Below are 12519 nucleotides of genomic sequence, written 5' to 3' on the forward strand. Positions count from 1 at the left end.
ATCAGTCCCTGGTGAGCTTGCGGTGAGTCACGCGGTGCGGGCGTGCGGCGTCGGGGCCGAGTCGCTCGACCTTGTTCGCCTCGTAGCCCTCGAAGTTGCCCTCGTACCAGTACCAAGCTGCCTCGTTGTCGCCGAAGCCACCTTCCCACGCGAGGATGTGGGTACAGGTCCGGTCCAGGAACCAGCGATCGTGCGAGATCACGACGGCGCAGCCGGGGAACTCTTCGAGAGCGTTCTCCAGCGAGCCGAGGGTTTCGACGTCGAGGTCGTTGGTGGGCTCATCGAGCAGGATCAGGTTGCCGCCCTGCTTGAGCGTCATCGCCAGGTTCAGGCGGTTGCGCTCACCACCGGAGAGGACGCCGGCCGGCTTCTGCTGATCGTGGCCCTTGAAACCGAACGAGCTGATGTACGCGCGCGAGGGGAACTCGGTCTGGCCGACGACGATGAAATCGAGCCCGTCGGACACGGTCTCCCAGACCGTCTTCTTGGGGTCGATTCCGGAACGGTTCTGGTCGACGTAGCTCAGCTTGACCGTCTGACCGATCTTGACCTCACCGGCGTCAGGCTCCTCGAGACCGACGATGGTCTTGAACAGCGTCGTCTTACCGACGCCGTTGGGGCCGATGACGCCGACAATTCCGTTGCGCGGCAACGTGAACGAGAGATCCTTGATCAGCACGCGACCGTCGAAGCCCTTGTCGAGGTTCGAGACCTCCACGACCACGTCACCCAGGCGCGGCGGTGCCGGGATCTGGATCTCGTCGAAGTCGAGCTTGCGCGTCTTCTCTGCTTCGTTCGCCATTTCCTCGTAGCGATCGAGACGAGCCTTGTTCTTGGCCTGGCGGGCCTTGGCGCCGGAACGAACCCATGCGAGCTCGTCCTTGAGGCGCTTCTGCAGCTTCTGATCCTTCTTGCCGGCAACTTCGAGGCGTGCAGCCTTCTGCTCCAGGTAGGTGGAGTAGTTGCCCTCGTACGGGTACAGGCGTCCGCGGTCGACTTCACAGATCCACTGCGCGACGTGATCGAGGAAGTAGCGATCGTGAGTCACGGCGAGGATTGCGCCGGGGTAAGCAGCGAGATGCTGCTCGAGCCACAGGACAGATTCGGCGTCGAGGTGGTTGGTGGGCTCATCGAGGAGCAGGAGGTCGGGCTTGCTCAGCAGCAGCTTGCAGAGCGCAACGCGTCGCTTCTCACCACCGGAGAGGTGGGTGACCATCTCTTCCGGCGGGGGGCAGCGCAGGGCGTCCATAGCCTGCTCGAGCTGCGAGTCGATCTCCCACGCATCTGCGTGATCGAGCTTCTCCTGCAGCTCGCCCATCTCTTCCATGAGCTCGTCGGAGTAATCCGTAGCCATCAGCTCGGCGATCTCGTTGTACCGCTTGAGCTGGACCATCGTCTCTCCGAGACCGTCCTCGACGTTCTCGCGAACGGTCTTGGTCTCGTCGAGCTCCGGCTCCTGCATGAGGATGCCGACGGTCGCGCCCGGGGCCAGGAATGCCTCGCCGTTGCCCGGCTGGTCCAGTCCGGCCATGATCTTGAGGATGCTGGATTTACCAGCGCCGTTCGGTCCGACGACACCGATCTTCGCGCCGGGGTAAAAGCTCATCGTGACGTCATCGAGGATGACCTTGTCACCGTGCGCCTTGCGCACCTTCTTCATCGTGTAAATGAACTCAGCCATGACCGCCAGCCTATCGGTGTTTGTCCTATAACCCACATTGCGCGTTGGCGCTCACACCGATGCGGGTTCTGCGGACAGTCCGAGGTCATCGACCAGATTCGTCGACATGCTCATCGACCCCCACGAAAACCGCGATGGGGACACCTCCGGGTGTCCCCAGGACGGCTCAGATCATTGCCCTGTGGATGCCCTTCGGCTCGCCACCGAGCTGCGAGAGCGTCGACGCATGGAAAATGGAACCGGGTACGTGGATCGCGTGCGCGAGACCGGCATGAGCGTCACGCCAGAACCGCTGCATCGGCGTGTTCAACTGCAAAGCCCCACCACCGGAACGAGCAAAGATCTCGTCCACCGCACGCACCGCACGCCACGCCGCAGCAGTCTGCGTACGGCGACCGATCGCACGAAGCTCGAACGAAACTTCCTGCCCCTTCTCCGTCATGTCCCAGAAACGATCCACCGTCTCCAAGATCGCAGCCCGAGAAGCAGCGATCTCGGCCGCCGCCTCACCGATCGCGAACAGCACGTACGGATCTTCCTTGATCGGAACACCACTGACCGTCACACGCTCACGCTGCGCCGCCATGTTGCACGCCAACGCACCTTCGGCGATACCGATCAACGACGAAGTGATCCCCAACGGGAAAATGCACGAGAACGGGAACTTGTACAACGTCTCCGTACGGCCCGCTTCCTTCCACGCCGTCCCGTCGAAAACCTTTCCCGCATCAAGAGTCCGATACGTCGGCAAGAACGCATCCTTGACGATCAGATCCTTCGACCCCGTACCGCGCAGACCCACGACATTCCAGCTGTCCTGGTCGATGTCGTAATCCGAACGCGGCAACAACACGTGCAGAATCTTCGGCGGCATCAACGGCTTACCGGACTCGTCACCGACCATCGCACCGATCATGATCCAGTCACAATGATCGGTACCCGAGGAGAACGACCAACGACCGTTGAGGATGTACCCACCCTCGACCGGCCTCGCCACACCCATCGGCGCATACGGCGACGCCATCCACGTATCAGGATCGGTTCCCCACACCTCTTCCTGAGCCTTGCGGTCGAAGAACGCAAGCTCCCACGGATGCACACCGACGATGCCGCTGACCCAGCCCGTGGCACCATCCATCGCACCGATAGCCATTGCCGTCTCGGCGAATTCACGCGGATGCGCCTCGAGGCCTCCGAACTCCTTCGGCTGCAACATCCGGATGACGCCGGCGTCGCGCAAACGCTTCGCGCTGCCGTCCGTCAAGCGCATCAGCTTGTCGCCCTCGACCCCGTCGGCGCGGATCTCGTCGGCGAACTGTGAGATGTTGTCCAGAACCTGACCCATGATCTTCCGCCTCCATTGATAGTCGACCAACGACCATTAAAGTAGAACACGTTCTAGAAACTTGCGGAAGTGAAATGGCCGACATTTCTTACACTCACACGGTCTGCAGTTCCGACGGGAGTTCGACGGCGTCGCTACCCGAGGCCGCAAGCAACTGTGCGTATCGCCCACCTTGTTGCACAAGTTCGTCGTGGGTGCCCTTTTCCACAACCACGCCCTGGTCGAGGACCGCAATGAGATCCGCATCTCGAACCGTGGAAAGCCTGTGCGCCACAACAAGAGTGGTGCGTCCGACCATCAGCTCGTCGAGCGCGTCCTGCAACGCACGTTCAGTGCGATTGTCCAAGGCGCTCGTCGCCTCGTCGAGGACAAGGATCGGCGGATTCCGCAGGACTGTGCGCGCGATCGCTATGCGCTGTTTCTCACCGCCGGAGAATCGGTAGCCGCGCTCGCCGACCATGGTGTCGTACCCGTCGTCGAGACCGGAAATGAACTCGTGGATCTGCGCGATGCGCGCTGCCTGCTCGATCTCGGCGTCCGTGGCGTCGGGTTTCGCGAACCGAAGGTTCTCACGAATCGTCGTGTGGAAGAGATACGTCTCCTGCGACACCACACCTACCAGGTCGGAGACCGTCGCCAGATCGAGGTCCCGCAGATCGACGTCGTCGATTCTCACCGATCCCGCAGTCGGGTCGTACAGACGTGCGGCCAAGTATCCGAGAGTGGTCTTGCCCGAACCCGTGGAGCCGACAAGCGCCAAGGTTCCGCCGGCCGGGACCGTGAGGTCGATGTTGTCGAGGGTCTTGCTGTCGGTTCCTGGATACGAGAAGTCGACGTGGTCGAACCGAAGTTCGCCGGACATCTTGGTGCGGTCGAAGCTCTTCGACTCTTCCGGATCCGCGATGTCGATCGGCAGATCCAGGTACTCGAACACGCGACTGAACAGTGCCATCGAGCTCTGCACCTCGACGCCCGTGTTGAGCAGCATCATGGTGGGGCGGAACAATTGTGTTTGCAGCGTGGTGAATGCGACGAGGGTGCCGACGGTGATGGTGTTGCCGTGATCGAGAGTGAAACCGGCAAACCAGTAGACCAGTGCAGGCATGGCTGCGAAGGTGATCGACATGGTCGCCATGCGCCACTTGCCGGCCATCATGGCCCGGAGTTCGACGTCTGCGACTTCCGCTGAACGCTCGGTGAATCGATCCGTCAGAGCCGACTTCGCGCCGGTCGTCTTGCCGAGGAGAATGCCACTGACGGAGAGAGATTCCTCCACCTGGACCGACAGATCACTGAGTAGCTTCTGCCGCTTACCCGAGATCTTGCGGCGCTCGTCACCGATCTTGCGTGCGATACGGATGAACACCGGCAAGATCGCCAGCGAGAAGATGGCAAGCCGCCAATCCAGAAGGAACAGAGCAACAATGGTGGCTGCCACGGTCGTTGCATTCTGCGCGATGGACGTTGCCGTGTTGGTGACCACCGACTGCATACCGCCGATGTCGTTGGCAATACGCGACTGAACTTCTCCGGTTCGGGTTCGAGCGAAGAATCCGAGCGACTGATTCTGCAGATGCGAGTAGACCCGCACGCGCAGTTGGTGCATCAGTTTCTGGCCGATGCTGTTGGACATCCAGGTCTGTGCCACGCCGAGACAGCTCGTGATCACGGCAATGGCGATCATGCCGATGGCCAGAACGCTCACGAGTCCGAGGTTCTTGTCCGGGATCGCCTTGTCGAGCATTTCGCGTAGGAGCAGCGGGCTGCCCAGCGCCACGATCGCACTGAGTGTGATGACCGCGGTGACGATGGCGATCTGAGTTCGATACGGCGCGAACAGTCCGAGTACGCGTTTTGCCGGTACGGATTCCGCCGGAGTGATCTCGACAGCGGATCGTTCGATGTTTCGCATGTGATCTGGTTTCACGTTCTACCTCCTGGAGGCTTTCTCACCCTAGTTTCATATTGATGAGGTTACCTCACTATGAGGCTGACACCAACAACGCTAGACTGACGCTATGCATTCCCGAGAGCGCGAACTCACCGACGTCGTGATGTCCGTGGCACGGCTCATCCGCCGACGTCAGGTGGCAGCGCTGGAACCATTCGGTCTCTCGCCGTCGCAAAGCCGAGCGCTGCGAGTACTGACCCGAGTGGGCGAGCCGGTTCGACTCGGGTTTCTTGCCGAGCGATTGCGCATCGTTCCGCGGTCGGCGACCGACGTCGTGGATTCCCTCGAAGAGGCCGGATGGGTGCGCCGCACTCCCGATCCGAACGATCGGCGAGCCGTGTTACTCGAGCTCACCGACGCCGGCGCTACCCTCGCTGCCGACGTCGCAAAAGCTCAACGACGCGAATCTTCGGATGTGTTCGACGACCTCGACGAATCGGAGCGAGCAACTCTCACCGAACTTCTCGAGCGAGTGGACGCGGGGCACGACTCGCGGCCCCGCGACTGCCCGAAACCTTCGGTCTGAGTCCTCACGCAGCGACGGTGTCGACTGCGTCCTCGACATTCTCCGCCGACGTCGGCTTGCTCTGACGCTCGATCTTCGAGATGCAACGAGCAAGGTCCGCGCCTACCGCAGTCGCCCGTAGCTCGAGATCGGAACGAGGCACACCCTCTTTGGTCGTGTACTCGTTGGTGCGCAACTCCCCCGCCACCATGACCGGATCACCCTTCATGATGGATGCGCCGACGCCGGTGACCAACCGCCGCCAGCAGCTGACCGTGAGATAGAGGGTCGCTCCGTCCGTCCACTCTCCGGTCACCGCGTCTTTGCGACGCGTGTTGCTCGCCATCCGAAAGCTCAGCACCTCTTCGCCATTGGTGGTCTGCCGCTTCACCGGATTGGTGATGACGGTTCCGACAACCGTTGCATGCGTTTCGTACATGTCCGATCCCCCTTCGAACTCCAGAACCCGCCAACTGCCGCGGGGCCGATCACTGCGTCGGCAGTTTCGATTGTGGAACGACAAACGCGTGGCTCGGGATCTTCGATTTCCACCTGTGCATCGGTGGAACAGCTGTGGAGAAACAGCACTGCCCGAGCCAAACGGCCCGGGCAGTGTCGGAGCTAAGTGCTAGTGGAGGATTCGTCGGATTTCTTCTCGCTGGGTGTCTCGTCCGCAGAGTCCTCGCTTGCAGTCTCCGCGTCAGCAGCCTCACGGGGTTTCCACCCTTCGCGGTCTCGCCTGGCCAATTCGGCGAACATCGCGTTGTGCGCGGCGAGGTCGGCGTCGTGGTCGCGCTCGGCCGCACGGTCGGTTCGGCGCGCTGTCCTGCCATCGCTGCGCGACCACTGAACCAGTAGCGCGAGCATGACCACCATGAGCGGGATCTCGCCGGTCGCCCACGCGATGCTGCCGCCCAGCTGCTGATCGCCGATCAGGTCGTTGTTCCAGCCGAGGCCGAGCGAACGGAAGTACGCGCCGCCCATGACGGCGGTGGTGCTCATCAATGCCACGCCGAAGAAGGCGTGGAACGGAAGTGAGCCGAAGACCATTGCCAGCTTGGTCACTGGCTGCAATTGACGTGGTGACGGGTCGATTCCGATCGCCACCCAATAGAAGAGATAGCCGCTGAGGATGAAGTGCAGGTTCATCAGCAGGTGAGCGCTGTGCGAGTCGACCGTCGCACCGTAGATTCCGCCGAGATACAGCGCGTAGAAACCGCCGACAAAGAGAACTGCCGCCACGATCGGGTGGGTGATGAATCGCGAGAACGGGCTGTGCAGAGCGGTCAGAATCCACTCGCGAATGCCGGGCACGCCGTCCTTGCCTGCCGGATCCAGGGCCCGCAGAGCCAAAGTGATCGGCGCACCCAGAACCAGCAGGACTGGGCCCAACATCGACAGCGCCATGTGCGCACCCATGTGAACGCTGAATACTGCCGGCGCGTACTTGCCGACGCCCGAAGACGTGGCGATCAGGAGCACCGCACAACCGCTCATCCAGGCGATGGTTCGGCCGACAGGCCAGGAATCCCCACGCTTGGCCAGCTTGCGCAGACCGATTCCGTACAGAATCGCCGCGGCGATCGCGGCGGTGCCGAACATGAGGTCGAATCGCCAGTCCGTCACGAAGGCCATGAACGACGGCGGGTCCGGAAGGTTGTAACCGAGTTCGACCTCGGGGATCGAGGGAATCGACAGCGGCGGGGGCGGCGGGGTACGACCGAGGCCGATCGCGAGGCCGATGGTTGCCGCCATCACGATGCCTTCAGCGCCGGCAAATCGAATCAGGGCAGAGCGACTCTTCGGATTCTCCGCCAGCGCCGGTAGCGCCCGACTCCGCTGAGCCCAACCGAAGAACCCGAGGATGATCAGTGCAACTGTTTTCGCGACGATCAATCGTCCATACGTCGTGGTGAATACGTCGTCGAGAGGCAGACGGACAATCGCGTTGATGACGCCGCTGAATCCCATGACGACGAAGCAGATGGATGCGACCGTCGAAAAGCGTCGGGCTGCTACGTCGGTGTAATCGCCGCCGCGCCGCGCGTGTGCCAGTAGCGCGAACAAGCCGCCGGCCCAGAGCGAAGCCGCCACGAGGTGCAGGATCAGGCTGTTGGTGGCGATGTCATGCGACCCGCCCGAAGACGAGTGACCGGTGAGAGCGAGCGGCATCAGTCCGAGAAGACCGACCAGCAGCAGTAGCGGGGTCCACCACCAGCGCAGTGTCAGTCGGGCCAAGATCGCCAGAACAACCGCGATGATCGCAGTCCAACGCCAAGCGCCGGCGATCTCGACCTGATCGAGTCCCGACCACAGGTTCGCCGGTTTGATCGCTTCGGCAAACGGCTGACCCGACGTGTCAGAGAGCGTCAGAGGCACCATCATGAACGAACAGATCGCCCACACGATCGCGGCGTGCGATGCAGTTCGGACTGCCCGATAGCCGTCGACGTCGAGGACGCCCGACTTCTGCGGCGGCACGAAGAACGCGGCCAGCAGCAGTGACCCGATCGCGATGACCGCGCCGATCTCCCCCAGTGCCCGCATCGCGGGCAGGCCGTACGTGGTGATCGGGCCTGGATCCGGAATACCCAGAAGAGTCAGTGCCTGCGACGCGGAGAATCCCACCACGATGGCTGCAGTGAGCCCTGCGATGAGTCCGCTGACCACGAATATCGCGGTCGAAGAAGCGGGTGCACCGCTGTGCTGTGTGGACTCCGGTGGGGAATCTGTCGGCGCGAGGTCGGGTGTAGCCATACCTCAAGGGTAGGACCTTCGCGAACCGACTACGACAACGCGTCGGAGTTGGGCGGCGCGCGTCACATCCCGAACCCTCGAGTATGATGTTCCACGCGCCTCCGTAGCTCAGGGGATAGAGCAAGAGCCTTCTAATCTCTTGGTCGCAGGTTCGAATCCTGCCGGGGGCACCACAAGATTTGATTCACGGATAGTCACACTGCGTGGACGAGCGGCCACTGGGCAGAGCAGTCCGATACGGACCGAAACCTAGCCCACAAATTACGTGCCGTCCGCAGTAATCTGCCTCGCATGAAGAAGGCACTTCCGAAGACCCTGAAGTCACTCGCCCGGACCGTTGGAATCCTGGCACTCGCGATCGTCGTTGTATCCGTCGTCGAGCGGTTCACCGGCGCACACCAACCGACTACCGGTCCCGCCTCGTTGACCGGACCCGACCAATCGTTGTAGCCCTTCCCTTGTGACAGGGTCGACACATGACGTGCGAGGAACAGGACGAGTCGACATGTAAAAGCCGTCCGATCGCAGATGATGGGCCATTCACGCTGGAAGTCGATGGAGAAATCTTCACGGTGACGGTCCGCCCCGGGGAGCCGGGCGCGTCCGACTACGACTGGAAATCGGGGCCGAACGAGGGGTACGGGTTTTCCAGTTTTCACCGTGTTTCCTACTACAGTGTCCTCGACCGAGCGAACAGTCCATCGAACGAAATTCAGCCCGAAACTATCGATGAACACCGTGCGTCGATCCGCGACTTCCTCAGCAAGGTCAACCCGGAGACCGGATATATCGGAGACTGATCGTCAGAGTTGCCAGTAGCGTTGCCGTCATGATTACGGACCCGACGAGGCCGTGGTGGGAGACTTACAACAACAACGTCCTCTCCGCCCGCGAAAATGGCTGGAGCGAAGACGATTCCAGGCTCTCTCGCGAACTATGCGACCTACTCGATGACGTCGCTGCCGCGTTCGCCATCACGGGCGCGCAGACACCAGGGTGGCTGAGCCCATACAGCGGCGACGTCCAACCCCGCAAGGACTCGTACGAGCGTTGTAGCGATCCGGAGAAGTTCCTGATCGTGGTGGCAAGAGCTCGAGCGTGGACAAAGGTCCTCGTCGATCGCGGCTGGGCACGAGAAGTACCGCCTGTGCGATGGGCGCTCCGTCCCTTGGAGTCCGGCGGGGCCGACACCGTTTTGGAGCCTTCGAGTGACGGTGCGGTTCCGCTCGTGCTGACCACGCACACTCCGGTCGACAGCGCCCACCCGTTCAATGTCACGATTGCCGCGGGCAACCCGGCTGTGGCGATGGCGTCCATTCCTGACTGTGCCTGCGACGGATGCGACAGGGGGTCCGCTGTACTGCTCGAAGAATTCGACACCTGGGTGTTGTCAGTGGTCGACGGTTCACTCGAAGTCGACGTCACAGCCGCCTGTTATTCGATTCAAACTTCTTTTCACGGCGGAAGGCACGGGGTCCAGTACCTCGACGAACCCACAGCTTTCACTGCGGCACCGTGGCCCCCGAATTGGACGGCACGCTCGTTCGCGTCTACAAGATGAGCAGGCGCTGAGCCCTGATCCCGCCGCTACAGAACCTTCGTGAAGATCTGCGCCGGCGCTGCCGTCTCGAGCTTGTCCAGCGCCTCAACCAACCTGACGAAGTGCTCGGTATGAGTGTGGGCGTCGAGGTGCTCCTGCGATTCCCATTCCTCCGCCAACACGAGCTCGCAGGGATTGTCGGTGCGCTGCAGTAACTCGTAATTGATGCAGCCGACCTCTTTTCGGGTCTCGGTGACAAGTTCGTCGTACAACCGAAGCACTTCCGCGAGATCGCCCTGCTCCACTGTGGTTGGCACCAAAACCCTGATCACAAAGACTCTCCGATTCGTCTGACCCGCGTTGACCCCTCCGCTCGAATTCTGCCGTAGACCTCCGACAGATCGACATTTCCGTTGTGACTCGAAGTTTGCGGACAGGCGCAATATCTACGAAACACCCCCGATACCGGAGGTTCGTAGGGTTTGCCGAAGTCGGGCTCGCAATCAGCAGCGCAGCCCTGGGCCCGGGCGAGGGGTAAGCACATGAGTGGAAATGCAGTTCGCTTGCAAGCGATCAAGGACGTCGAGGCCTACACACCTCCGGTGGTCAGTTTCACGACCGACGAGACACCCGGAGAGGTGTTCGGAGCCAACGTCTTCAACAAGGTGGTCATGCAGAAGCGACTGCCCAAGCTTGTCTACAAATCGGTGATGGCGACGATCGAGCAAGGCAAACCGCTTGATCCCATGGTCGCCGACGCGGTCGCGTCGGCGATGAAGGACTGGGCGTTGGAGAAAGGCGCAACCCACTACGCTCACGTCTTCTATCCACTGACCGGGTTGACCGCCGAGAAGCACGACAGCTTCCTCGAGCCGGTCGGCGACGGCAGTGCACTGGCGGAGTTCGCCGGCAAAACCTTGATCCAAGGTGAACCCGACGCTTCGAGTTTCCCGAACGGCGGGCTGCGCAACACGTTCGAGGCTCGCGGATACACCGGCTGGGATGTCACGAGCCCGGCCTACGTTCTCGAAAACCCCAACGGCAACACACTGTGTATCCCGACCGTGTTCGTTTCGATGACCGGCGAAGCGCTCGACCACAAGACTCCCCTGCTGCGTTCACAACAGGCAATGGGTTTCCACGCCGAACGAATCCTTAAGTTGTTCGGCCATACCGATCCCGAGCACATCGTGTCGTTCTGCGGACCCGAGCAGGAGTACTTCCTGATCGATCGACACTTCTTCCTCGCCCGCCCCGACCTCCTCAACGCCGGCCGAACACTCTTCGGCGCAAAGCCGCCCAAGGGCCAGGAGTTCGACGACCACTACTTCGGGGCGATCCCGGAACGTGTGCTCGGATTCATGATGGACACCGAGCGGGAACTTTTCAAACTCGGTATCCCCGCCAAGACGCGGCACAACGAGGTTGCGCCCGGCCAGTTCGAAATCGCCCCGATGTTCGAGCGAGGCAACATCGCCGCGGACCACCAGCAGTTGCTGATGACCACTTTCAAGACAATCGCCAAGAAGCACGGCATGGAATGTCTGTTCCACGAGAAGCCGTTCGACGGTGTCAACGGCTCCGGCAAGCACGTCAACTTCTCGCTGGGCAACTCCGAACTCGGCAGTTTGCTTGTCCCCGGCGACAATCCGCATGACAACGCCCAGTTCCTCGTATTCTGCGCCGCAGTCATCCGGGCCGTCCACAAATACGCCGGCCTCCTGCGCGCGTCGGTCGCATCGGCAACCAACGATCACCGTCTCGGTGCCAACGAGGCTCCCCCGGCCATCATCTCGATCTTCCTCGGCGATCAGCTGGCCGACGTCTTCGAGCAGATCGCCAAGGGCGCAGCGACATCGTCGAAGGACAAGGGCACCATGATGATCGGAGCCGACACCCTTCCCGTCCTACCGACCGACCCGGGCGACCGCAACCGCACGAGCCCATTTGCCTTCACCGGCAACCGTTTCGAGTTCCGCGCGCCAGGATCGCTGCAAACAGTCAACGGCCCGATGGTCACCATCAACACGATCATGGCCGAGGCCTTGGACTACATGGCCACCGAACTGGAGGCCGCGGTCGCCGACGGCGCCGATTTCGACACCGCCGTCCAGAATCTGCTCACCGAGATCATCACCAACCACGGTGCGGTTGTCTTCAACGGCGACGGGTACTCGGAGAACTGGCAGATCGAGGCCGAGTCTCGCGGCCTGCCGAACCTTCGCACGACGCTGGACGCCCTTCCTGAACTGATCACCGAGTCCTCGATGGAACTCTTCGAGAAGTACAAGGTCTTCAACCACCGGGAGATGCACAGTCGCTACGAGGTCGGACTCGAACAGTACGCACTGAGCATCGGCGTCGAGGCACGCCTGGCCGCCGAAATCGGTACGACGCTGATCCTTCCGGCCGCAGTGCGCCACCAGACGGAAGTTGCGCAGAACTTCGTCGCACTGAAGTCCGCCGGCCTCGAACCGGATTCAGCACCGCTCGAAGAAGTGTCGGCGCCCGTTGCGGCTCTGCGCACAGCGCTCGCGGCCCTGCGCGTAGCAATCGACACCGACGCCGGCGAGTCGCCATTCGATCAGGCCAAGCACGCACAGGACGCACTCCTGCCCGCCATGGCAGAGGTACGTGCAGCGGCCGACTTCCTCGAAACCATCGTCGCCGACGATCACTGGCCACTCCCGACGTATCAGGAAATGCTCTTCATTCTCTGAGTATCACCCGAATATCACTA

The 12519-nt window shown here is 61.7% G+C and carries 11 protein-coding genes and 1 tRNA gene; 6 read left to right on the forward strand and 6 right to left on the reverse strand.

Annotated elements, in window-relative coordinates; translation table 11 throughout:
* Position 1: 1 nt before the first annotated feature.
* From ettA to BH682_RS18490, 3 genes are all read right to left on the reverse strand, one after another.
* Entirely contained in the window at positions 2 to 1681 is a 1680-nt protein-coding gene (gene ettA / locus BH682_RS18480) for an energy-dependent translational throttle protein EttA (protein WP_007730925.1), read from the reverse strand.
* Positions 1682 to 1847: 166 nt separating this feature from the next.
* Positions 1848 to 3026, reverse strand: coding sequence for an acyl-CoA dehydrogenase family protein (locus tag BH682_RS18485; protein WP_064074815.1), 1179 nt, complete (start codon positions 3024 to 3026; stop codon positions 1848 to 1850).
* A gap of 94 nt (positions 3027 to 3120) precedes the next feature.
* The gene (locus BH682_RS18490) at positions 3121 to 4938 is read right to left on the reverse strand and encodes an ABC transporter ATP-binding protein (RefSeq protein ID WP_054801009.1); all 1818 of its coding nucleotides are present in this window, start codon (positions 4936 to 4938) and stop codon (positions 3121 to 3123) included.
* 106 nt (positions 4939 to 5044) lie between these two features.
* On the opposite strand from BH682_RS18490, the gene BH682_RS18495 reads away from it, so the two are divergent.
* Positions 5045 to 5503 (forward strand): MarR family winged helix-turn-helix transcriptional regulator, encoded by a 459-nt coding sequence (locus BH682_RS18495; RefSeq protein WP_003945320.1) that lies wholly within the window; start codon positions 5045 to 5047, stop codon positions 5501 to 5503.
* Positions 5504 to 5507: 4 nt separating this feature from the next.
* On the opposite strand, the gene ssb is transcribed toward BH682_RS18495, so the two are convergent.
* Positions 5508 to 5921, reverse strand: a complete 414-nt coding sequence (ssb, locus tag BH682_RS18500) for a single-stranded DNA-binding protein (RefSeq protein ID WP_007733347.1) — start codon at positions 5919 to 5921, stop codon at positions 5508 to 5510.
* A 182-nt stretch (positions 5922 to 6103) separates the two neighbouring features.
* Positions 6104 to 8239, reverse strand: coding sequence for a cytochrome c oxidase assembly protein (locus BH682_RS18505; protein ID WP_075833679.1), 2136 nt, complete (start codon positions 8237 to 8239; stop codon positions 6104 to 6106).
* Between the two features lie 97 nt (positions 8240 to 8336).
* Here BH682_RS18505 and BH682_RS18510 point away from each other — a divergent pair.
* The 4 genes from BH682_RS18510 (at position 8337) to BH682_RS18520 (ending at position 9800) form a co-directional block, all read left to right on the forward strand.
* Positions 8337 to 8412: transfer RNA gene (locus BH682_RS18510), tRNA-Arg, on the forward strand.
* A 118-nt stretch (positions 8413 to 8530) separates the two neighbouring features.
* Positions 8531 to 8689 carry a hypothetical protein gene (locus tag BH682_RS36390; protein WP_003945304.1) on the forward strand — a complete coding sequence of 53 codons (159 nt, stop codon included), beginning with the start codon at positions 8531 to 8533 and terminating at the stop codon, positions 8687 to 8689.
* 26 nt (positions 8690 to 8715) lie between these two features.
* Positions 8716 to 9039, forward strand: a complete 324-nt coding sequence (locus BH682_RS18515) for a hypothetical protein (RefSeq protein WP_063316246.1) — start codon at positions 8716 to 8718, stop codon at positions 9037 to 9039.
* 29 nt (positions 9040 to 9068) lie between these two features.
* On the forward strand, positions 9069 to 9800 hold the full coding sequence (locus BH682_RS18520) for a DUF6226 family protein (protein ID WP_063316247.1): 732 nt from the start codon (positions 9069 to 9071) through the stop codon (positions 9798 to 9800).
* A 26-nt stretch (positions 9801 to 9826) separates the two neighbouring features.
* Here the strand turns inward: BH682_RS18520 and BH682_RS18525 are convergent, their stop codons facing one another.
* Entirely contained in the window at positions 9827 to 10096 is a 270-nt protein-coding gene (locus BH682_RS18525) for a putative quinol monooxygenase (protein ID WP_223257903.1), read from the reverse strand.
* Between the two features lie 225 nt (positions 10097 to 10321).
* On the opposite strand from BH682_RS18525, the gene BH682_RS18530 reads away from it, so the two are divergent.
* The gene (locus BH682_RS18530; RefSeq protein WP_075833681.1) at positions 10322 to 12499 is read left to right on the forward strand and encodes a glutamine synthetase III family protein; all 2178 of its coding nucleotides are present in this window, start codon (positions 10322 to 10324) and stop codon (positions 12497 to 12499) included.
* The last annotated feature ends 20 nt before the right edge of the window (positions 12500 to 12519 follow it).

The sequence above is a fragment of the Rhodococcus sp. YL-1 genome (genome assembly GCF_001942025.1).
GTDB classification, from domain to species: Bacteria; Actinomycetota; Actinomycetes; order Mycobacteriales; family Mycobacteriaceae; genus Rhodococcus_F; species Rhodococcus_F qingshengii.

What these genes read in the sequence shown, in the direction of transcription:
- ettA (WP_007730925.1), bottom strand. Translation starts at nt 1,681, where the DNA reads ATGGCTGAGTTCATTTACACGATGAAGAAGGTGCGCAAGGCGCACGGT.
- BH682_RS18485 (WP_064074815.1), bottom strand. Translation starts at nt 3,026, where the DNA reads ATGGGTCAGGTTCTGGACAACATCTCACAGTTCGCCGACGAGATCCGC.
- BH682_RS18490 (WP_054801009.1), bottom strand. Translation starts at nt 4,938, where the DNA reads ATGCGAAACATCGAACGATCCGCTGTCGAGATCACTCCGGCGGAATCC.
- BH682_RS18495 (WP_003945320.1), top strand. Translation starts at nt 5,045, where the DNA reads ATGCATTCCCGAGAGCGCGAACTCACCGACGTCGTGATGTCCGTGGCA.
- ssb (WP_007733347.1), bottom strand. Translation starts at nt 5,921, where the DNA reads ATGTACGAAACGCATGCAACGGTTGTCGGAACCGTCATCACCAATCCG.
- BH682_RS18505 (WP_075833679.1), bottom strand. Translation starts at nt 8,239, where the DNA reads ATGGCTACACCCGACCTCGCGCCGACAGATTCCCCACCGGAGTCCACA.
- BH682_RS36390 (WP_003945304.1), top strand. Translation starts at nt 8,531, where the DNA reads ATGAAGAAGGCACTTCCGAAGACCCTGAAGTCACTCGCCCGGACCGTT.
- BH682_RS18515 (WP_063316246.1), top strand. Translation starts at nt 8,716, where the DNA reads ATGACGTGCGAGGAACAGGACGAGTCGACATGTAAAAGCCGTCCGATC.
- BH682_RS18520 (WP_063316247.1), top strand. Translation starts at nt 9,069, where the DNA reads ATGATTACGGACCCGACGAGGCCGTGGTGGGAGACTTACAACAACAAC.
- BH682_RS18530 (WP_075833681.1), top strand. Translation starts at nt 10,322, where the DNA reads ATGAGTGGAAATGCAGTTCGCTTGCAAGCGATCAAGGACGTCGAGGCC.